17 protein-coding genes are annotated in these 21,081 nt (G+C 40.3%); 12 read left to right on the top strand and 5 right to left on the bottom strand.

Features of this window, described 5'->3' with window-relative positions; all coding sequences use genetic code 11:
* Window positions 1–19: 19 nt before the first annotated feature.
* A complete protein-coding gene (locus tag I6F53_RS00825) occupies window positions 20–1,036 on the bottom strand; it encodes a LacI family DNA-binding transcriptional regulator (RefSeq protein WP_166419084.1) in 1,017 nt (338 codons plus the stop codon).
* A gap of 291 nt (window positions 1,037–1,327) precedes the next feature.
* Here I6F53_RS00825 and glk point away from each other — a divergent pair, with 291 nt between their 5' ends.
* The 6 genes from glk to I6F53_RS00855 all read left to right on the top strand — a co-directional run bounded on the left by glk (window position 1,328) and on the right by I6F53_RS00855 (window position 8,559).
* Window positions 1,328–2,320: a glucokinase gene (glk, locus tag I6F53_RS00830; protein WP_165740594.1), complete on the top strand. Its 993-nt coding sequence runs from the start codon at window positions 1,328–1,330 to the stop codon at window positions 2,318–2,320.
* A 38-nt stretch (window positions 2,321–2,358) separates the two neighbouring features.
* Window positions 2,359–3,372 carry a LacI family DNA-binding transcriptional regulator gene (locus tag I6F53_RS00835; RefSeq protein WP_165740595.1) on the top strand — a complete coding sequence of 338 codons (1,014 nt, stop codon included), beginning with the start codon at window positions 2,359–2,361 and terminating at the stop codon, window positions 3,370–3,372.
* Window positions 3,373–3,708: 336 nt separating this feature from the next.
* Window positions 3,709–5,559 (top strand): phosphogluconate dehydratase, encoded by a 1,851-nt coding sequence (edd, locus tag I6F53_RS00840; protein WP_197238212.1) that lies wholly within the window; start codon window positions 3,709–3,711, stop codon window positions 5,557–5,559.
* Between the two features lie 33 nt (window positions 5,560–5,592).
* Window positions 5,593–6,213: a bifunctional 4-hydroxy-2-oxoglutarate aldolase/2-dehydro-3-deoxy-phosphogluconate aldolase gene (eda, locus tag I6F53_RS00845; RefSeq protein WP_165740597.1), complete on the top strand. Its 621-nt coding sequence runs from the start codon at window positions 5,593–5,595 to the stop codon at window positions 6,211–6,213.
* A gap of 9 nt (window positions 6,214–6,222) precedes the next feature.
* Complete coding sequence (gap, locus tag I6F53_RS00850; protein WP_166419083.1) at window positions 6,223–7,227, top strand: type I glyceraldehyde-3-phosphate dehydrogenase; 1,005 nt, start codon at window positions 6,223–6,225, stop codon at window positions 7,225–7,227.
* A 207-nt stretch (window positions 7,228–7,434) separates the two neighbouring features.
* Window positions 7,435–8,559, top strand: a complete 1,125-nt coding sequence (locus tag I6F53_RS00855) for a sterol desaturase family protein (RefSeq protein ID WP_166419082.1) — start codon at window positions 7,435–7,437, stop codon at window positions 8,557–8,559.
* A 92-nt stretch (window positions 8,560–8,651) separates the two neighbouring features.
* On the opposite strand, the gene I6F53_RS00860 is transcribed toward I6F53_RS00855, so the two are convergent.
* The 4 genes from I6F53_RS00860 to I6F53_RS00875 form a co-directional block, all read right to left on the bottom strand.
* Window positions 8,652–9,941: a leucine-rich repeat domain-containing protein gene (locus tag I6F53_RS00860; RefSeq protein WP_197238213.1), complete on the bottom strand. Its 1,290-nt coding sequence runs from the start codon at window positions 9,939–9,941 to the stop codon at window positions 8,652–8,654.
* A gap of 79 nt (window positions 9,942–10,020) precedes the next feature.
* Entirely contained in the window at window positions 10,021–10,734 is a 714-nt protein-coding gene (locus I6F53_RS00865; protein WP_197238214.1) for a YebC/PmpR family DNA-binding transcriptional regulator, read from the bottom strand.
* A gap of 267 nt (window positions 10,735–11,001) precedes the next feature.
* The gene (locus I6F53_RS00870; protein WP_166419080.1) at window positions 11,002–13,080 is read right to left on the bottom strand and encodes a M13 family metallopeptidase; all 2,079 of its coding nucleotides are present in this window, start codon (window positions 13,078–13,080) and stop codon (window positions 11,002–11,004) included.
* Between the two features lie 1,139 nt (window positions 13,081–14,219).
* Entirely contained in the window at window positions 14,220–15,998 is a 1,779-nt protein-coding gene (locus tag I6F53_RS00875; RefSeq protein WP_197238215.1) for an ABCB family ABC transporter ATP-binding protein/permease, read from the bottom strand.
* Between the two features lie 108 nt (window positions 15,999–16,106).
* Here I6F53_RS00875 and I6F53_RS00880 point away from each other — a divergent pair, with 108 nt between their 5' ends.
* The 6 genes from I6F53_RS00880 to I6F53_RS00905 all read left to right on the top strand — a co-directional run bounded on the left by I6F53_RS00880 (window position 16,107) and on the right by I6F53_RS00905 (window position 20,994).
* Complete coding sequence (locus I6F53_RS00880) at window positions 16,107–16,568, top strand: hypothetical protein (RefSeq protein ID WP_197238216.1); 462 nt, start codon at window positions 16,107–16,109, stop codon at window positions 16,566–16,568.
* Between the two features lie 110 nt (window positions 16,569–16,678).
* Window positions 16,679–18,517 carry a protein translocase subunit SecD gene (secD, locus tag I6F53_RS00885; protein WP_197238217.1) on the top strand — a complete coding sequence of 613 codons (1,839 nt, stop codon included), beginning with the start codon at window positions 16,679–16,681 and terminating at the stop codon, window positions 18,515–18,517.
* Complete coding sequence (gene secF / locus I6F53_RS00890) at window positions 18,510–19,445, top strand: protein translocase subunit SecF (RefSeq protein ID WP_166419076.1); 936 nt, start codon at window positions 18,510–18,512, stop codon at window positions 19,443–19,445. The genes secD and secF overlap by 8 nt, the downstream gene beginning before the upstream one ends.
* 186 nt (window positions 19,446–19,631) lie before the next feature.
* On the top strand, window positions 19,632–20,108 hold the full coding sequence (locus I6F53_RS00895) for a GreA/GreB family elongation factor (RefSeq protein WP_166419075.1): 477 nt from the start codon (window positions 19,632–19,634) through the stop codon (window positions 20,106–20,108).
* A 323-nt stretch (window positions 20,109–20,431) separates the two neighbouring features.
* Entirely contained in the window at window positions 20,432–20,689 is a 258-nt protein-coding gene (locus tag I6F53_RS00900) for a type II toxin-antitoxin system Phd/YefM family antitoxin (protein WP_010555056.1), read from the top strand.
* Window positions 20,677–20,994 (top strand): type II toxin-antitoxin system RelE/ParE family toxin, encoded by a 318-nt coding sequence (locus tag I6F53_RS00905; protein ID WP_024592928.1) that lies wholly within the window; start codon window positions 20,677–20,679, stop codon window positions 20,992–20,994. Before I6F53_RS00900 ends, I6F53_RS00905 begins: the two co-directional genes overlap by 13 nt.
* Window positions 20,995–21,081 lie beyond the last annotated feature (87 nt).

A 21,081-nucleotide genomic window follows, 5' to 3' on the forward strand; every position in this document is an offset into this window, starting at 1 on the left:
TTTATTTTATCAGGCAGGCTCAGCTCGACTTTCTAGGAATCAAAATAGGAGGTAATAGAGTGCTTTGTACTTCTTCACCACGTATCAGTTTTAATAAGTTCTCTACGAGCATTTGCCCTGCAACAGTGGTGTTTTGCTCTATCGTCGTCAGCGGTGGGTTTACATAACTAGCAATGGCTATGTTATCAAAGCCGACTACGGCTACATCTTTAGGCACGTTAATATTTGCTTCTTTAAGTGCACGTATAGCCCCAATAGCAATTAAGTCGCTTGCGGCAAATAAGGCGTTAAATTTAATATTATTAGCGATAAGCGAGCGAGTGGCGTGATACCCAGATTCTTCGGTGGATATAGCATTAGCCATTTTACGTTCGTTTATATTAACATTGTTAGCCAATAGCTCGTCTTTAAACCCCTGAAAGCGACTAAAAAATTCGGGGCTGTGATCAGATGCATCACCAATAAAAGCGCAATCAGTTCTGCTGTGAGCAATAAAGTGCTCAGCGGCAAGCTTACCGCCACCGTAGTTGTCACAACAAACAGTTAAATCGGGACGGTTATCAACGGTTGCACCCCAACAAACAAACTTCGTATTTTGTTCAAGTAAGGTGCTAAATTTTGGTTGGTAATCAATGTAATCGCCATAACCGAGTAAAATAATACCATCAGCTCTGTGGCTATCTTCGTAGTCTGCTTGCCAATCAGCACTGGCCGATTGAAATGAAACTAATAAATCGTAACCTTCTTTAGCGCAAGCACGGGTAATGCTGCCAAGCATGGCTAAAAAGAAAGGGTTAATTTGTGATTCGTCAGAAGTGGGGTCTTCAAATAAAAGTAATGCAAGCGTACTACTTTGCTGAGTGCGTAAGTTACTGGCATTTTTATCAACTTTATAATTAAGTTTTTTAGCTATATCAAAAACACGCTTACGTGTTTCTTCATTAACAAGATGGCTGTTACGTAAAGCGCGAGATACAGTTGATTGAGATACCCCTGCATAGTGGGCAATATCAAATGAGGTGGCTTTACCTTTCATTGTTACAACTTAATTAATTTGATAAATAATTGTGTCATTTTCGTTTATTAATGAATAATTTCAAGCTTTTTGTGAATTAACGTATATTTTAATTGATAAACGGCTGACACCGGTGTCATAATATCAATGTTTTATCATTTTGTTGTCAAAACGTATTCGCTGTCTATATCTTTATAGGCAGCATTTTTTTACTGTGATAGCTACTTTGAGGTGATAGCTCAAAGTATAAATAACAATGGTACACCATTGTAAAATAATAAGCATGAGTCGCTTAACAAAAGAGATAATACTATGAGCCCAAACGCTTCTGCACAATTTGATCCCATCTTAGTTGCTGATGTTGGCGGCACTAATGCCCGCTTTGCTTTAATCACTGCTTTTAATGAACACACCAACCAATTTGTAATAGAGCACATTAATATTTTTCCTAGTGCTAATTTTGGCTCACTTCAAAGTGCGCTTGAGCAATATTTACAAACAGTCCCGCATATTACACCTAAACGCGCATGTTTAGCCGTTGCAGGTCCAATCAAAGCCGGACAAGTGCATTTAACTAACTTAGGTTGGCATTTTAGTGTCAGTGAATTTAAAACTCATTTTGATTTACAACAACTAGAAGTCATAAACGATTTTGCTGCCTTTGCATACGCCGCCCCGTATTTAGATCCTAAACAAAATGTCATTGTTAAATCGGGTCAAGCTGATGACAATGCAAACATTGGTGTTATAGGTCCAGGTACTGGTTTTGGTGCAGCGTGTTTAGTTAGAACGTCGCAATCTACCGCTGTTTTAAGTTCAGAAGGAGGGCATATATCGCTTGCACCTGTTAATGAGCTCGATACTTTATTATTAAATGAGTTACGTAAAGATCATCCGCATGTTTCTATCGAAACAGTATTTTCAGGCCCTGGTATTGCGCATTTGTACAAGGCCATGGCTGCAGTTAAGGGTGTAACAGCTAAGAATTTAGACGCGGCACAAATAAGTAGTCTAGCAAATAGCGGTGAATGTACTGTTTGTGATGCAACGCTTAACCAATTTTGTGATTGGATTGGCAGTGTTGCCGGCGATTTAGCCGTTGTTTACGGTGCTTTAGGCGGATTATTTATCGGCGGTGGAATACTGCCTCGTATGCAAGCAAGACTTCTAGAGAGTCGTTTTGTTGAACGATTTTCGCAAAAAGGTATTATGTCGCAGTACGCAGGGCAAATCCCTGTAACACTTGTAACACAAGACAATATACCGCTTATTGGCGCTGCTGCGTGTTTACACAATAGCAAATAGGGCTTAGGCCTTATTGGTTGTATTTGGATAATGGATAGATGAAAAAAGTAACCATAAATAGTGTAGCAAGCCATGCTGGGGTTTCTAAAAAAACCGTTTCGCGTGTTTTAAATAATGAGCCAAATGTAAGTGCCGCTACCCGAGAAAAGGTACTCGCGGTATTTAAAGAACTTGATTACACACCTAATCCTATTGCGCGTGGCCTTGCACAAAATCGTAGCTTTATTATTGGTTGTCTTTACGATAATCCCAGTAAAAGTTACATCACTCGGGTGCAAACGGGCGCTTTAGAAGCATGTAAAGAAAATAACTATAACTTATTGATACACCCTTGTGAGTTTCGTGGTGAAGCCCTTATTAATAATATTGAGCAATTACTACAGACTTCTCGATTAGATGGCATTGTATTAACACCTCCTTTTGGTGATTTTGCTGAACTCGTTTCTTTTTTAAAATCTAAAAAAATTCCTTACGCAAGAGTTGCATCGGCTTTACTTCAAGATGACTCAATTTCTGTGCGTAGCAACGATGAGCAAGGCGCATTTGAAATTACGGAGCATTTAATTAGTCTTGGGCATAAATCTATAGCGTTTATTAAAGGTCATCCAGATCATAGTGCGACGCAACAGCGTTTTAAAGGCTACAGGCGTTCACTTGCAAGCCATGGAATAGAATTTGATGAGCGCTTAGTAGAGGAGGGTAACTTTAGTTATCACTCAGGTGTCGACAGCGCGCGCAGTATTTTAGACTTATCACCTAGGCCAACAGCTGTATTTGCATCAAACGATTACATGGCGGCAGCGGTATTAAAATTAGCTACCCAGCGCCAACTTAAAGTACCTGATGATATTTCTATTGCGGGCTTTGATAACGCACCTATTGCGCGTCATATTTGGCCTGGTTTAACGACTATTGCACAGCCCGTTGAGGAAATGACAAAACAAGCCGTAACACAGCTTATATCTCATATAGCTCAGCCTCAAGAACAACCATACCAGGTAACGCTTGAATCGCGCTTAATTACACGTGAGTCTACCTCTGCGATAAAATAGTGAGTTAAAAACACTTTCACAGTAGCCCGAATATGAGTGACGCTTATTCGGGCTTTTTTTTGCTCTAAACTTGCTAAAATATACTTTGTGCCTAAAAATCAAATAGGTCATTATTCGGTCATGTTAAAATATTAAACTATTTTTGTTACCTGGGGTTGACACCGGTGTCATTGCTATGCGTTAATACAGTGACACCGGTGTCAGGGTTGTTGTGAGAGGCTCCCTGGTAGCGTACCTTTGAACGGGTAAATCAAAGATGCTCAGTACAGTTATTTACGTGGAGTCTGTAGTTGCTACTGAGCCTTTATCCTCTAACTAATAGAGATGAGTTAAATTATGTTACATCCTCGTATTCAAGAAGTTACCCAGCGCGTTATCGAACGCAGTAAAAATACCCGTCAAGATTATTTAGAACGTATTTCGCACGCAAAAAAACAAACAAGAGTTCGTGCCGGTTTAGGTTGCGGAAATATAGCCCATGTTATGGCTGCTTGTAGCAGTGATGACAAAGCGCGCTTAAAGGCTGATGAGCAGCCAAATCTTGCTATTATCAACTCATATAACGATATGCTTTCGGCTCATGTGCCATACAAAGATTACCCAGATTTAATTAAAGACATTGCTACCAAATTCGATGCTACAGCACAAGTTGCTGGTGGCGTTCCTGCAATGTGTGATGGTGTTACGCAAGGGCGTGACGGCATGGAACTTTCGCTTTTTTCTCGTGATGTAATTGCTATGTCTACGGCAATTTCTCTTTCGCACGATGTGTTTGATGGCGTTTTTTGTTTAGGTGTTTGTGACAAAATAGTCCCGGGTTTATTAATTGGTGCATTGTCGTTTGGTCATTTACCTGTGTTCTTTTTACCAGCAGGCCCAATGCAGTCAGGTATTCCTAATAAAGAAAAAGCACGTATTCGTCAAAAATTTGCACAAGGTTTAGTAAGCCGTGAAGACTTATTAGAAGCTGAAAGCGCGTCTTATCACAGCGCAGGTACTTGTACGTTCTACGGTACTGCAAACTCAAATCAAATGTTAATGGAAATAATGGGCTTACACCTTCCTGGTAGCTCGTTTATTAATCCTTACACTGAGCTTCGCGATGGTCTTACAGGTAATGCTGTAGAAACTATGCTTAAGCAGCTTACCGATGATAAAGAAAGCCCATGTTTAGCTGATGTGATCAGCGAAAAAACGATCATAAACGGCTTAGTAGGCCTGCTTTCTACAGGTGGTTCTACTAACCATGCAATTCATATTGTTGCGATAGCAAAAGCGGCGGGCATTCAGGTTACGTGGAAAGACATGTCTGATTTATCAGAAGTTGTACCACTGCTTACACGTATTTACCCTAATGGTTCAGCTGATGTAAACCACTTCCAAGCAGCGGGCGGTATGGGTTTCTTAATGCGTGAACTAGCAAGCGCCGGTTATTTACACACAGACGTTAAAACAATGCTAGGTGATGGTTTAGCACCTTACATGACAGAGCCTCGTTTGGATAAAGACGATAGCCTTATTATGAGTAACTCAACTGGCCCAACTAAAGTTAAATGGGTAGATTGCCCAGCAAACTCACACGATGAAGAAGTACTTCGCCCAGTGAGTAACCCTTTTAGTAAGCAAGGTGGTCTGCAACTTCTAACAGGTAACTTAGGTAAAGCCGTTATTAAAGTGTCAGCGGTTGCTATTGAGCATCAGGTTGTTACTGCTCCTGCAAAAGTATTTAGCTCGCAAGGTGCTCTGCAAGATGCATACACGCGTGGCGAATTAAACCAAGACTTTATTGCCGTGCTAAAAGAGCAAGGCCCTAAAGCGAAAGGTATGCCAGAGCTACATAAGTTAACGCCAGTAATGGCAACGCTTCAAGATGAAGGCTTTAAAGTAGCCATTGTTACTGATGGCCGTATGTCGGGTGCATCAGGTAAAGTACCAGCTGCTATTCACTTAGCACCTGAAGCTGTAGAAGGCGGCATTATTGCTAAAATCCGAGAAGGTGATTTAGTGACGCTTGATGCGCCAAACGGAATATTAAAAGTATACGTTAGCGACGAAGAACTTGCAAAACGTGAAGCAGAACTTAGCCAACCAAGTGCCACATTTGGTACAGGCAGAGAATTATTTACTGGATTTAGAAACATCGTAAGCAGTGCCGATTTAGGCGCGAGTGCTTTTGGACTTGAATAAATATTAGCCATACTGGGTAATGAGGAACAAGTAATGAGTATTGAAAAAATCTTAGCATCGGCACCTGTAGTGCCAGTGGTTGTAATCGAAAAATTAGAAGATGCAGCACCACTTGCAAGAGCGTTATATAACGGTGGCTTAAAAGCCTTAGAAATAACACTACGTACACCTATTGCTGCAGAAGCTATAAAGCTAATGAAAGCAGAAGTACCTGAAGCCTATATAGGTACTGGTACGGTAGTAGATAAAGCAAGTTTTGATCTTTCGGTTGCCGCTGGTGCAGATTTTATGGTGAGTCCAGGTGTGAGCGATGAGCTTATTGCTTTGGCTAAAACATCAGATATACCATTTTTACCAGGCGCTGCAACTGCAAGTGAAGTTATGCAACTTGCGTCGCACGGTTTTAAGTATTTAAAATTCTTCCCAGCAGAAGCTGCAGGTGGAACGGCTATGCTCAAATCAATCGGTGGCCCATTACCACACATTACTTTTTGCCCAACTGGCGGCATTAGCTTAGCAACCGCACCTAATTATTTAGCGCTTAATAACGTTATATGTGTTGGTGGTACGTGGATGCTAGATAAACAACTAATTGAAAATAAAGACTGGCAAGCAATTGAAGCGCTTGCTCGCCAAGCAAGTGAACTTAAATAGGAGTCTAAAATGATTAATGTAGCAATTAACGGTTACGGCCGTATCGGTAGAAATGTTTTACGTGCACTTTATGAGTCAGCTCAAAACAGCGAAATTAAAATTGTAGCAATTAACGATTTAGCACCTGCTAACGTTAATGCACATTTAACGCAGTATGACTCAGTTCATGGTCAATTTTCTAAAAAAGTAACACTTGAAAATAACACTATGTTAATTGACGATGACGTAATTACGTTAACGCAAGAGCGTGACCCTGCAAATTTACCGTGGAAAGCACTAAACGTAGATATCGTTTTAGAATGTACTGGTTTTTTCACTAAACGCGAAGATGCAGCTAAACATATTACTGCAGGCGCTAAAAAAGTAATCGTTTCTGCTCCAGGTAAAGATATGGATGCAACAGTGGTTCATGGTGTAAACAGTGATGTAATTAACGCTGATAGCCACATCATCTCTAATGCTTCTTGTACTACTAACTGTTTAGCACCGCTTGCAAAAGCAATTAACGACACAGTAGGTATTGAAAAAGGTAGCATGACAACGATTCATTCTTATACGAATGATCAAAATTTATCTGACGTATACCACCCTGATCTATACCGTGCTCGTAGTGCAACTCAATCTATGATCCCAACTAAAACAGGTGCTGCGGCAGCTGTTGGTTTAGTATTACCAGAACTTGCTGGTAAATTAGACGGTATGTCGGTACGTGTACCAACAATCAACGTATCTTTAGTTGATTTTACGTTTATCACCAAACGCGACACGACTGCAGAAGAAATCAATGCAATCATGAAAGAAGCGTCAACGGGTTCAATGAAAGATATTTTACAATATAATGAGCTTCCGCTTGTTTCTATCGACTTTAACCATAACCCTGCGTCATCTATCTTTGATGCTACGCAAACTAAAGCCGATGGCAATTTAGTTAAAGTAATGGCTTGGTACGACAACGAATGGGGTTTCTCAAACCGCATGTTAGACCAAGTAAAAGCATTAGGTCAGTACTTATAATTGACTCTGTAAAAGTTTAGCTTTATCCAACCAAGCCACGCATTGCGTGGCTTTTTTGCGTATGTGCTATAGGAATATTTACACTTAGAAAGGAGGTGGTTAATTAAGTGTATTTTTTATACTCTAAATTTTGTTAATATAAAGGCGTGTAAACCAATGGAAATTTTGTTGTGCTCAATCAGCTCAACGAAGCAAGGAATAATAACAATGATCAAAGCTTTATCACGAAAGATATTTCGCACAAATCATCTACAAATAGGTGAGGGCAACATAAGTGGCTACATAGCCTGCTTTTTAGCAATACTAAGTTGCTTAGGCGTACTAGCTTTTCATTTTCCTGAATACTTAACCACACCGGAGCTGAGAAAAAGCTACAGCGTCGACTTTTTACGCCAACTTATGTTCGCATCATTATTGGTCTCGGGCAGTTTAGGGCTACTTAACTTTGTACGTAATACCAATAAACGCTTAGGAGCTACAGCGTGGTTTTTTATTATATTGGCTATTATGTTTGGCGGACCAAACGTTGAGGTAAACGAGTTTGCCAGCGACACACCTTACATAGGGCTCGATTGGTTTATTTTAGATTTACTCGGCTCAACGCTCATATTTATCGTGATTGAAAAGCTACTACCACATCGTAAAGAGCAAAAAATATTACGTAGCGAATGGCGGGGTGATTTAAACCACTTTTTTGTAAATCATTTAATTATTGGTTTTGTATTACTCGTTACTAACCACTTTGTGCACTACGGCTTTGGCTGGGCTGTATCATCGACTATTCAAGGTTATATAGAGCAAACACCATTTGTAGTGCAGTTATTTTTAATTATACTCGTGGCCGATTTAATGCAATATTGGGTGCATCGTGCTTATCACGAAGTTCCTTTATTATGGCGTTTTCATGGCGTACATCACAGCGCCAAAGAAATGGATTGGTTAGCGGGCTCTCGCCAACATATTTTTGAAATTTTTATAACACGTAGTTTAGTGCTCACGCCTATATTTGTACTTGGTTTTTCACAGCAAATAATTAGTTTGTACGTCATTATTGTAGGCTTACAAGCGGTATTTAACCATGCAAATGTACGCGTTAGATTTGGTTGGCTAAAATATTTTATGGTTACACCGCAGTTTCATCATTGGCATCATGCATCAGATAAAGCCGCGATTGACCGCAATTATGCTGCGCATTTTTCGTTTTTAGATTACGCGTTTGGTACTGCTGTTAAAGGCCAAAAAGAGTGGCCAGAAGCATACGGTGTAGTTGGGGATTACATGCCGGTAGGTATGCTTAAACAGCAGGTTTACCCGTTTAAACGCGCTAAATAAATTCGAAGTTCGAATAAATACAAAATATAAACTAAAAGGGAGCAACGCGTTATACATTGCCCCCTTTTAGAATTTACTTAATTAATACTGAGTCATATATTTAGCCCTTCTAATAACTCAGTAAATATAGGCCTTTGATTTAATAAAGGTTGCATCGCACGTTTTGCCATATCGGACATTTTATCAAACAGCTCACTTTGCCTGTCATCGCCGGTTACCGTGCCTAATAAGTCTTCAATTAAACAGCCCAAGGCTCTTACTTCTATAAGCTCTAACTGCTTTTGTTGATACTCACTGAGCATTGCTAAATTAGTAGCAGCACCAAAATCACCAAACAAAACATCATGGTCTTGGTTAACCATAGTGTTATGCGCATAAATGTCGCCGTGACTTACTTTAAAAACATGCAAGTGATGTAAGGTACTTACCATTTGCTGTGCAATTTTTAAAATAGCCTGAGTTGAGTAATGGCAATCATTGTTAAAGGTATCACGCGTGCAGGTTTCGAGGCTTGGAGGCAGGCCTAAATTAGCGAATCTTTTATCTATTAGTTCCATCACTAAACCTAGCTGATCACTTTGTTCAATATAAGCAAGCACCTTAATTAAATTAGCATGATCGCCTGCTTGTAAGCAGCAATTTACTTCATCAAGCGGGTAGCCGTCGCTGGTAATTGCGCCCTTGAATAACTTAATCGCTACAGCGTTATCAGCCGCTTTTGCTAAATGAATAACGCCCGATGCACCTTGACCAATAACATGGCTAAGAGTGTAATCGTTAAGAGGTTTATTTTCTAAGCTGCACTTTGTAAGGCACTGAGCTTTATTAAAATCGTTACCGGCAAACGCCAGCCAAGCAAGTTTAGGCAGTTCAAAAAGCCAGTCGTCTACGTGTGTTAAGTTATTAGCAGAGAGCCTAACAAGCTCAAGGTTTTTACACTGCGCCATTCTACTTGGCAGTTGCTTAAGTTGATTGCCCGCAAGTGCGAGCTTTTTAAGCTGTGTAAATTGGCCAAAGGTTTGAGGCAGCTCAGTAATGTTGTTGTCGGTGAGTATGAGCCATTCAATATTTTTTGGTAAACAATAATCACTAAACTCAGTTATTTTACAGCCCTTAAATGCAACCATTATCAGAGCAGGGCACTTAGCTAAAACCGCAGGAATATGCTTAAACTGATTAAACGATAAAAATACTCGCTTAAGGCGTGTTAAACAGGCAAATTCATCAGGTAGTGTTGATAATTTATTATTTGATAAATCGAGCACTTCAAGCGTGTTAGCTAAGCTAAAAATTTCTTCAGGAAATGTGGTTAGCTCTTCTACTAATTGCAGGCGAGTAGCACCAACAAGCTTGCCACTTTTAAGCTCTTCAAGGGAATTCATATATTTATACCACGTTCTAAAAATAAAAAAGCCAACATAGCTGTTGGCTTAAAATCGTTCTAACTTACTAAATTGTTCTTTAGAATTGCGCGTTATGGTAAACGTTTTGTACGTCGTCGCAATCTTCTAACATTGCTAAAAAGCGTTCCATAACTTCAACGTCTTCGCCTTCAATTGGCGTTTCAATTTGTGGCACAAAGCTAATTAGGTCTTCGTCAAATTCAGTCACGCCCATTTCTTCAAGCGCTGTACGTGTATTGTTATACTCTATGTGAGGAGCAAAAACAGTGACTTTACCGTCATCTACTTCTACGTCAGTTACATCAACATCAGCCATCATAAGCGCTTCAAGTACTGCTTCGTCGTCATCACCGTCAAATACAAAAATAGCAAGGTGATCAAATAAATGTGAAACAGAGTTTTGAGCGCCAATTTTAGCATTTGCTTTGGTAAAACAAACACGTACATCAGCAAAGGTACGTTTGTTGTTGTCAGTTAAACAGTCAACAATAATCATACAGTTACCTGGGCCGTAACCTTCGTAACGTGTTGCTGAGTAGTCTTCGCCGCCGCCACCTTTTGCTTTGTCTATTGCGCGGTCAATAACGTGTGCTGGAACTTGGTCTTTTTTAGCGCGTTCAATTAAACGACGTAATGATAAGTTACCATCTGGGTCTACACCGCCGTTTTTAGCACAAATATAAATTTCTTTGCCGTACTTAGAATAAACTTTAGTTTTAGCACCCGCAGTCTTAGCCATTGAATCTTTTTTGTTTTGGTAAGCTCTTCCCATCTGCGTTTCGCCTTAATATATGTAAATAATAGAATAAAATTATAGTGCGTATTCTAAAGGTAAATGCATTCAAGGGCTAGTAAGTATTAAAGCTGATTAAAACTGTCGTGTTTAAAAGCCATCTAAAGTGCATTTTATTAAGGGATTTTAAGGGGGGACTTGAAGGTGGTTTTCAGAGCAAATTTGACCCAATAAAAAGGCAACTCATTTAATGAGTTGCCTAAAGGGTAATAAAATTAAACGAGACTAACTAAAGCCCCATTTTACTTACCAAATACGTACACGTTCATCTTCAGGAAGGTATAACGCATCGCCTGGTTTTACATCAAACGCTTTGTACCATGCATCGTGGTTACGTGGCGCTTGTGCTCTAAAGCGACCTGGTGCATGTGTGCCACCACGAAGTTGGTTAAGCATGCTTTGTTCAGTACGTTTTTCTTTCCATACTTGTGCCCACGCAAGGAAGAAACGTTGATCGCCAGTCACACCGTCTATAACAGGCGCTTCTTTACCATTTAAACTTAGCTTGTAAGCATGATAAGCCATCGACAAACCACCCACATCACCAATGTTTTCACCAAGGCTGTTACGACCATTAACAAAGTTACCTTCGATTGGCTCGTATTTACTGTACTGCTCGGCCAGTTGATCGGCTTTTTTGTCAAATGCAGCGCGATCAGCATCAGTCCACCAGTTACGTTGCACCCCGTTTTCGTCTGATTTTGAACCTTGGTCATCAAACCCATGACCCATTTCGTGACCAATTACAGCGCCAATACCGCCATAGTTTACAGCTGGATCGGCATTTGGATCGAAAAACGGCGGTTGTAATATCGCAGCCGGAAATACAATCTCATTAAATGAGCTGTTGTAGTAAGCGTTTACGCGTTGTGGCGTCATGCCCCAGCGGTTACGATCTGTTTTTTGTAGCTCTTTTTCAACACTTTCTGCGTGGAAAAACTCACGCATGTTTTTCACATTACTGATTAAATCGTTTTTGGTAATACTTAAACCGTCATAAGACTGCCAAACATCGGGGTAACCAATTTTTGGTACAAATGCAGCAAGCTTAGCGCGCGCATTTACTTTAGTGTCATCGCCCATCCATTCTAGGTTATCAATACGTTCACCCAGGGCTGTACGTAGGTTTTCAACCAGCTCAGACATTTGTTGTTTTGATGATTCAGGGAAGTAACGCGCTACGTATATTTTACCAATAGCAAAACCAAGAGAGGTCGTACCCGACATTTCGCTTATTGCACGTTTCCAGCGAGGGCGAGGTTCTTGTTGTCCGTTTAGTTCTTTACCAAAAAAAGCAAAGTTAGTATTAAATACGTCCTCTGATAGTAAACCCGCGTTACCGCTAATAGCGTGATACGTTAAGTAGTCTTTCCATACTGCAATATCTTCTTGATTGATTAGCTCAATCATCGCTTTTATTGGCTCAGGCTGAGAGACATTTAACTGAGGTACTTTATAGCCTGTTTGTGCAAAGTATAAATCCCAGTTAAAGCCAGGATAAGCAGTGCTTAAATCGGCACGTTCAACTTGGTTTAGGGTTAAATCGCGATTACGACGTTTTTCACGAGGCCAATGACCTTGTGCAATCTTAGTTTCAAGATCAACAATTGCTTGAGCACGCTCAGTGGTATTTTCAGTGCCTGTAAATTCAAGCATATCGGCAATGTGGGCAACATAGGCTGCACGCGTTTTAATAAAGCGCTCAGCGTCTTCAAGGTAGTAAGAGCGATCGGGGAGGCCTAAACCACCAGCACCGAGTGACATTTCATATTTATTAGGGTCTAAGCGGTTAAACCACATGCCGCCACCAAAAGGGGCTTTATTACCGGTTAACCAAGACTTTCCAAACATTTCAGCTAAATCGTCAGTTGACGCTATATCACTAATTTCACTTAACAATGGCTTGATAGGCTCTACACCTAGTTTATTAAGCGTTTCGGTATCCATATACGCATTGTAAAAATCAGCAACGAGTTTTTCTTCTGCATTTAAATCTTTACGTGCTGCTATTTCTTCAATAATAGCTTTAACATCGCCTTCGCTTCGCTCAGCTAACCCTGAAAATGCACCGTAGCGAGTTTTATCTGCAGGCATTTCGTAGTTGTCATACCATGTGCCACTGGCATACATAAAAAAGTCATCGCCTGGTTTAACGGCTTCGTTACGGGCTGTTAAATCAACACCAAAACTACCTAATTCTGCTTTTTCTGCCACTGTTGCTGTGGCTACTTTAGGTTGTTGCTCGTCTGTTTTTGTTGTTTGCGGCTCTGAACAACCGGTAATAAATGTGGCAGCTAATGCTGCGGCAATTAAACTCTTTTTCATTATGTTCCCCTGAGGAGCTTTTTTGATTCAAATAGGTGCGAATCATTTTATTGTTACGAATATTTAACTTATCGATTGTTATTGATATTAATCAGACAAACAAACCTTTTGAGGTGAATCACCACAGCGCTCGATAAAGCTTAGATTAAGCAAGAAGAGCAAGATTAAAAGCGCGAGGTAAACTCACGCCTACAGTTAATAGCGATGCTTAGATGTATTCGTGGGCCGGGGCTTAAATTTATGTGTAGGCGTGGCTTTAAGCCGCGCTTGTTTAAATTAGCTTAAAAGCACGAGGTAAACTCGCTCCTACGCTTTAGCTTGGTGTTTCGATTTATTCGTGGGCTGAGGCTTAAATTTATGTGTAGGCGGGGCTTTATGCCGCGCTTGTTTAAGTTAGCTTAAAAGCGCGAGGTAAACTCCAGCCGACAGTTAATAGCGATGCTTAGATGTATTCGTGGGCTGGGGCTTAAATTTATGTGTAGGCGGGGCTTTATGCCACGCTTGTTTAAGTTAGCTTAAAAGCGCGAGGTAAACTCCAGCCGACAGTTAATAGCGATGCTTAGATGTATTCGTGGGCTGGGGCTTAAATTTATCTGTAGGCGGGGCTTTATGCCGCGCTTGTTTAAATTGGCTCAAAAAGCGCGAGGTAAACTCACGCCTACGGTTTAACAGCAATGTTTCGATTTATTCGTGGGCTGGGGCTTAATTTATCTGTAGGCGCGGCTTTATGCCGCGCTTGTTTAAATTTGCTCAAAAACGCGAGGTAAACTCACGCCTACGCTTTAACAGCAATGTTTAGATGTATTCATGGGCTGGGGCTTAAATTTATCTGTAGGCGGGGCTTTATGCCGCGCTTGTTTAAATTGGCTCAAAAAGCGCGAGGTAAACTCACGCCTACGGTTTAACAGCAATGTTTCGATTTATTCGTGGGCTGGGGCTTAATTTATCTGTAGGCGCGGCTTTATGCCGCGCTTGTTTAAATTTGCTTAAAAGCGCGAGGTAAACTCCCGCCCACGGTTAATAGCGATGCTTAGATGTATTCGTGGGCTGAGGCTTTAATTTATGTGTAGGCGCGGCTTTACGCCGCGATTGTTTAAATTAGCTCAAAAAGCGCGAGGTAAACTCACGCCTACTATCCCTTATTTTTTATGCTGTAGTTCCCACATACGGGCATATTCTCCGTCGAGAGTAAGTAACTCATCGTGCTTACCTTGCTCAATAATTTGTCCGGCTTTGAGCACAATAATGGTGTCTGCATCGGTAATAGTAGAAAGGCGATGAGCAATAACAATACTCGTATGGTTACTGGCCACTTCACGCATTGCTGCGAGTATTGCTTGCTCAGAATGAGAGTCGAGAGCAGAAGTTGCTTCATCAAAAATTAAAATAGGGGACTTTTTCAAAATAGCGCGCGCAATAGCAATACGCTGTTTTTCGCCGCCGGATACTTTTAAACCGCGCTCTCCAACAAGCGTTTTATCGCCTTTATCAAGTGTGGCTATAAAGTCTTTTAAATGCGCCATAGCAATCGCTTCATCAATTTCTGCATTGCTTGCTGATGGCCTACCGTAAGCGATATTTTCACGAATAGTCGTGTTAAACAGCACAGTATCTTGCGGGACTATTGCAATGGCTTTTCGTAAACTATTAAGTGTTACTGAGTTTATTGCTTGATTATCGATACTAATTTCACCAGCGTTTACATCGTAAAAACGATAAAGCAGTCGGGCTAATGAGCTTTTACCTGCACCACTGGCGCCAACAATAGCTACTTTACTGCCAGCTTTAACACTAAAGCTAAGATTGTTAAGAATAGGGCGATGCGCATCGTAACTAAAACTTACATTGTTAAATGTTATTTCACCTTGGCTAATATTGAGCTCTTTTGCATTAAGTGCATCGGTTATTTGAGGTTTTTTGTTAAGTAGCCCAAGCATATTTTCAAGGTCGGTTAGCGCGCGTCTTATTTCGCGGTACACAAAACCTAAAAAGTTAAGCGGTAAAAATAGCTGAATCATATACGCGTTAATCATCACAAGTTCACCAATGGAGAGGGTACCTGCAACTACTTCGGTTGAGCCCAACCACATTAACGCGGTAATAGCACAAGCAATAATAAGCGCTTGGCCTGAATTGAGCGCGAGCAACGACATTCTATTTTTTAAACGGGCTTTTTCCCAGTTTGCTAAAAAGGTGTCGTACGTTTTTGCTTCAAACTGCTCATTATTAAAATATTTTACAGTTTCATAATTAAGCAGGCTGTCTATAGCGCGGGTATTACTTTGATTGTCGGCAGCGTTTGCTTCTCTAATAAAACGGTTTCGCCACTGAGTAACCACCACAGTAAAGGTAATATAAATAGCAACTGCCAATAATGTAATAAGCGCAAACCAAACAGAAAACAGCGTGCCGAAAATAATCGCAACGGTCAGTATTTCAAACAAAGTAGGCACAATGTTAAACATTAAAAAACGCATTAAAAAGCTTAAGCCGCTCGTACCGCGTTCTATATCGCGGCTAATGCCACCGGTTTGTCTGTCTAGGTGAAAGGCAAGTTCAAGCGAGTGCAAATGCTTAAATACTTTTAAACCAATATCACGCATGGCGTGCTCGGTTACGCGCGAAAATACAGCATCTCTTATTTCACCTAAAAATACGCTAGCAAAACGCAGTGCACCGTACATCAACAACAATAAAGCGGGAATAACTAACAGTGGGTTAATCGACTTATCAACCGAGTCTATTATTTCTTTAAGTGCCCAAGGCATTAAAAGCGTGGCACCTTTTGCGCCTATAAGCGCCATAAGTGCAATAAAAACACGGCCTTTAAATTTTGTAAGGTAGGGCCACAGTGTTTTTACACTTTGGCGTAAATTCATCGCGTCTGGTCGTTTTTCACTGCTTTGTCTGGGGCGCATTAAAAGTCTCAGTAAAATTAAATTAGATAGTAAATAGCTAAGGGCTATTGTATTTCAAATACTAGCCCTTATATACTACGCATCCCTTATTTTAGTTTTAAAACGTGAATGTTTAAATTTAGAGTGTTTTTAACTGCCTTTTTGCTACTTGCTGCACTTTTTAGTGTGCAAAGTAATGCTATGGGCGCCTCACAAAATTTAAATATTACTGTTAGTACGCAGGTTTCGCTTACTGATATTGGCGATTTAACTAAAATACAGCCTATTACTAAATCTGTAGATACTACGCAGCATAAAAAAACGCATCAAACCGATTTTGACGCGCACCAACCACGGTTAACTGCCAATAATTCATCATTGTTTTTGCACACTGTTCAAAGTGAGTCTGAATACGATGTTGTTTTTGAATTTTTTGCTCAAAACCTTGTTAGGCATATATTTTTAAAACCACGCGCTGTTAATCCTATACAGCCTTGGTACACGTTTGTTACTAATAGTAAAAAGTCGCGCTTGAGTGGCTGGAAAGACGTTAACTTACTCTACACTGCCGTAACTACCTACCACGCTTAATTTTCCTTATTTAATTTTATTAGGTTTTAACTTTTAAAGTTTTAGCCTGCAGATTAATTGTGCTTTTAAAAAGTACGTTATCAGCTAATGGCTGATAGTAAGGATTCAACATGTTAAGTTTCAAAAAAGATAAAAAGCCGTCTACGGCTAAGTTCAAATTAAGCTATATAGCTATGCTAATAGTATTGGTTTTATTAGCTATTAGCGCATTACCAAACCTATATCCAAATAAATCGTGGTTGCACGTAAGTAGTACGCCGCACAGCGAAACGCAATCTTTACCGAGCACTAAAACCCTAGTTACTTTTTTAAATAACCAAGGGCTTGAGGTTGAGCAGGGCTTAGATAAGCAATCAACTATTAATGTACTTTTAAACGAGCCAACTAAAAGCGCTCAGGCGCAAGCGGCTATAAAAGCGCAATACCCAAACACGCAAGTAAAAATTGTTGAGCATGCAACCAGCCCTACATGGTTACAAGATTTTGGTTTATCGCCAATAAAGCTGGGCCTTGATTTAAATGGCGGTGTGCTATTTGTACTAGACGTAGATTTAGATAAAGCCGTTGATGAGCAATTAGTTAGTGCGTATCAACAAGCTAAATCAATTATTATTAAGCAAAAAGCACATGGTGTAAAAGCGCAGCAAACTCAGCACGGGTTTGAAATAAACGCATTACCTAGTGCAACCGACAAGTTAACCCCCGTTATTGAAGAGCTACAAAGCCGCTTTGCTAATTTAGCCGTTGTAACAAGCAATAACGGCAGCGTTAAAACTGCCAAATTTAGTTATTCGGAGCAAGGGCGCAGCGCGTTTGATAAAGAGGTTATGGGGCAAACACTTACAACCCTTCGTTCGCGTATTGAAGAGTTAGGCATTACTGAAGCGGTAACACAGCAACAAGGTAAGCACCGCATTCGTATAGAGCTACCGGGCGTGCAAGATCCAACCGAAGCTAAGCGTATTATTGGTGCAACCGCATCGCTTGGTTTTTATCAATTAAAAGAAATTGGCGGGCAAACATTTAATATGCAATCGGGCGGAACGATAAAGCTCGATCCTGTGCCAATTTTTACAGGGGATCATATTAATAATGCAAACATAGGCCGCGACGATTGGGGTAAACCACTTGTTCAACTTAGCCTAGACGGCCAAGGCGGCGATGCAATGTCGGCGTTTTCAAAAGCCAATATTGGTAAGCCAATGGCGACGGTTTACTCTGAGTATTCTCAAAACGCTAAAGGCGAAGTAGTTAAAAAAAGCGAAGTTATTAATGTTGCTAATATTGCTCAGCATTTAAGTTCGCGTTTTAGTATTACCAATATGAAAAGCCAACAAGCGGCAGCCGATCTGGCATTGTTACTCCGTGCAGGCTCGCTTACCGCGCCCGTTACAATTGTGCACGAACAAACAATAGGGCCAAGCCTTGGCAGCGAAAACATAAGTAATGGCTTAGCCGCGCTTATGTTAGGTATGGGTATTACGCTTGCATTTATGGCGCTTTGGTATCGCCGTTTAGGCCTTATTGCAAATGTAGCACTTATATTAAATTTAACGTCGCTTGTGGGCTTAATGTCATTATTACCAGGGGTTGTGTTAACGCTTCCGGGTATTGCAGGCCTGGTGCTAACCATAGGTATGGCGGTAGACACTAACGTAATAATATTTGAACGCATTAAAGAAGAACGTCGCCAAGGCCGTGCACCATATCAGGCTATTCAAGAGGGGTATAAACAAGCCGCAAATACAATATTTGATGCCAATATAACCACCATGATCACCGCACTTATTTTATACGGCATAGGCTATGGGCCCGTTAAAGGTTTTGCCATTACACTCGCACTGGGGCTTTTAACGTCTGTATTTACAGGTGTGTACGTATCAAAAATATTAAGCCAAACGTTGTATTTAAAAATGGGTAAAAAAGCAGGAGTAAAAGCACATGCTTAACACTTTTTTGAAAGGTGAAAAGGGTACACGTTTACGTTTTATGGGTATGCTTTTAAGTGCTATTTTAGTGCTGCTATCGGTATTTACGCTTACGCAAAAAGGGCTAAATTTCGGCCTGGATTTTACCGGCGGTTATTTAACTGAGTTTACAACCAGCCAAAGTGTTGAGCTAAAAGAGCTTCAATCGTTTATTGCTAAAAATCACAACGGTGAGTTTGAGCTAACCGCGCAAGGTAATAGCCATTTTCAATTAAGAGAAGCGCCAACTACATCAACAACAGCTAATAGCCTTGATTGGCAAAGCGCCGTTACACAAAACGATGATATAAACGCACAGGTATTATCATCGGCTTATATTGGATCACAAGTAGGCGATGAGTTATTTGATCAAGGCTGTTTAGCCATGTTTACTGCAATGATTGCGGTAATGCTTTACCTTGCAGTTCGCTTTGAATGGCGCTTAGCTGTTGGCTCTGTGGTTGCGCTAGTGCACGATTTGATACTCGTACTTGGGTTATTTTCACTATTACAAATTGAGTTTAACCTAACTGTACTGGCCAGCTTACTGGCTATTATTGGTTACTCACTTAACGACTCAATAATAGTGGGAGATAGAGTGCGCGAGCTTTTACGTGTTCAATCAAATAATGTACTTAGCCCTGCGACTATTATTAATAATGCGATTAAAAGTACGTTAACACGCACTTTAATAACGTCGGGTACCACACTTGCAACGGTTGCCAGCGTTTGGCTACTTGCAGGCGCACCACTGCAAGGCTTTGCTATTGCATTATTTACCGGCATTGTAGTGGGTACGTTTTCGTCTATTTGTATAGCGGCAACCTTGCCAGAACTATTGGGTTTAAGCGCTAAAAACTACGAAGTTAAAGTAGATGCCCACACGCAAACATTATTAGATATGCCATAAGGTTTTAAATAAAGCACAAGCAAAGAGCTGCACCAACCAATAAACGACTCTTTGCTTGTTTAATGCTTATTAAAACCCCGCTAATACTCCAACCAACCTTGCGGGGTTTAAAACAATGGTTTTAAGTCCCGCAAAAATGTTAAACTAACTGCCTTATTTTTTACAGCCTGTATTGTATTAATCCCCATGAATAAAGCCCACGTTATCGAACATCTTCGTTTTGCACTAGAAGCGCAGCTTACAACAGCAAAAGTAGCGGCAAAAACTGCGCACGACACCGCCACACATGAAGAAAACATAGCAGAAAATAAATACGATACCCTAGGGCTCGAAGCCGCTTATTTAGCACAAGGCCAAGCCCAGCGCGTAAACGATTGCTATAAAAGCATAGAATTGTTTGAGCCTGCTTTTAACGAAAAACCAACCGACAAAATAGCTATCGGCTCGCTGGTGTGTTTAGAAGATGATAACGCAGCGCAAAAATGGTTTTATTTAGGCCCAGCCGCTGGTGGTTTAACCGTAAACGTTAAACAGCATTCCATTGCCGTTGTAACACCCGGCGCACCAATGGGTAAGCAGTTATTAAATAAACAGATTGATGATGAAATTACGTTAACAATTGCAGGTAAAGTTCACGAATACGTGGTGGTAGAGATCTTATAAAGCTTTGTTTTTTTAAGAGAACACCATCTGACAAAGCTATGCCAACGTAATAATCGCTTATTTATATTCATAAATTAATTGTCGGATGGCATGGCTCCGCCATTTATCCAACCTATAGCTATGCTTTTAGAGTGTAACGTGGTGTGTATTTCAATTTGTACAAAGGCATATAATGAGAAGTACCTAATAGTTTAAAAATGAGCAGGGTTGACTTTAGGTGCTCCCGTTTTAATTGATTTTGTTGGTTATACAGCCTCGTTAGTTGTATTTCCCAAGTTGGCTACTCGGTGCTACTATAGTGATACATTTGTTTGGGGATTATTATGAGAGTAGAACTAGTAACAACATTGAAGCGTCAAGCAACGAAGATATTATCTGAACTTCATTCCTCTAAAGAACCTGTGTTGATAACTGAACATGGACAACCATCTGCATACTTAGTAGATGTTGATGATTATGAATTTATGCAAAAGCGTATGCAAATTCTTGAGTCTCTTGCAAAAGGAGAGCAGGCAATAAGTCGTGGTGAAACCATGTCGAATGTTGAAGCTAAAGATAAAATGAATAAATGGCTGAAATAATTTGGACTAATCCAGCTTTGGATGATCTTAACGATATCGCTGAATATATCGCATTAAGCAATTTGCAGTCAGCGAAAAAATTGGTTTCCAAAATATTTGAAAAAGTTGAACGTCTCGAACTCTTTCCTGAATCAGGTAAAAAACCAATTGAGTTAGCTAACCTAAATTATCTTGAACTGGTCGTGAATCCTTGTCGTATATTTTACAAAAAAGATAACGATAAAGTATATATTTTGCACGTAATGAGACAAGAGCGAGACTTACGAAAATTTTTGTTGTTAACGCAATATACAGCTAACAAGTAGGTAATCCCTGAGTGAAATTAGTATGACCCCCATACTAATTATTATAAAAAGCAATTATTAAAAAGCCATCCAAACATCTATCAAAAT

The sequence above is a fragment of the Pseudoalteromonas sp. SWN29 genome, from assembly GCF_015864465.1.
Lineage (GTDB): Bacteria > Pseudomonadota > Gammaproteobacteria > Enterobacterales > Alteromonadaceae > Pseudoalteromonas.

Coding starts and splice junctions, on each gene's coding strand:
- I6F53_RS00825 (WP_166419084.1), bottom strand. CDS start 1,036: ATGAAAGGTAAAGCCACCTCATTTGATATTGCCCACTATGCAGGGGTA.
- glk (WP_165740594.1), top strand. CDS start 1,328: ATGAGCCCAAACGCTTCTGCACAATTTGATCCCATCTTAGTTGCTGAT.
- I6F53_RS00835 (WP_165740595.1), top strand. CDS start 2,359: ATGAAAAAAGTAACCATAAATAGTGTAGCAAGCCATGCTGGGGTTTCT.
- edd (WP_197238212.1), top strand. CDS start 3,709: ATGTTACATCCTCGTATTCAAGAAGTTACCCAGCGCGTTATCGAACGC.
- eda (WP_165740597.1), top strand. CDS start 5,593: ATGAGTATTGAAAAAATCTTAGCATCGGCACCTGTAGTGCCAGTGGTT.
- gap (WP_166419083.1), top strand. CDS start 6,223: ATGATTAATGTAGCAATTAACGGTTACGGCCGTATCGGTAGAAATGTT.
- I6F53_RS00855 (WP_166419082.1), top strand. CDS start 7,435: ATGATCAAAGCTTTATCACGAAAGATATTTCGCACAAATCATCTACAA.
- I6F53_RS00860 (WP_197238213.1), bottom strand. CDS start 9,941: ATGAATTCCCTTGAAGAGCTTAAAAGTGGCAAGCTTGTTGGTGCTACT.
- I6F53_RS00865 (WP_197238214.1), bottom strand. CDS start 10,734: ATGGGAAGAGCTTACCAAAACAAAAAAGATTCAATGGCTAAGACTGCG.
- I6F53_RS00870 (WP_166419080.1), bottom strand. CDS start 13,080: ATGAAAAAGAGTTTAATTGCCGCAGCATTAGCTGCCACATTTATTACC.
- I6F53_RS00875 (WP_197238215.1), bottom strand. CDS start 15,998: ATGCGCCCCAGACAAAGCAGTGAAAAACGACCAGACGCGATGAATTTA.
- I6F53_RS00880 (WP_197238216.1), top strand. CDS start 16,107: ATGTTTAAATTTAGAGTGTTTTTAACTGCCTTTTTGCTACTTGCTGCA.
- secD (WP_197238217.1), top strand. CDS start 16,679: ATGTTAAGTTTCAAAAAAGATAAAAAGCCGTCTACGGCTAAGTTCAAA.
- secF (WP_166419076.1), top strand. CDS start 18,510: ATGCTTAACACTTTTTTGAAAGGTGAAAAGGGTACACGTTTACGTTTT.
- I6F53_RS00895 (WP_166419075.1), top strand. CDS start 19,632: ATGAATAAAGCCCACGTTATCGAACATCTTCGTTTTGCACTAGAAGCG.
- I6F53_RS00900 (WP_010555056.1), top strand. CDS start 20,432: ATGAGAGTAGAACTAGTAACAACATTGAAGCGTCAAGCAACGAAGATA.
- I6F53_RS00905 (WP_024592928.1), top strand. CDS start 20,677: ATGGCTGAAATAATTTGGACTAATCCAGCTTTGGATGATCTTAACGAT.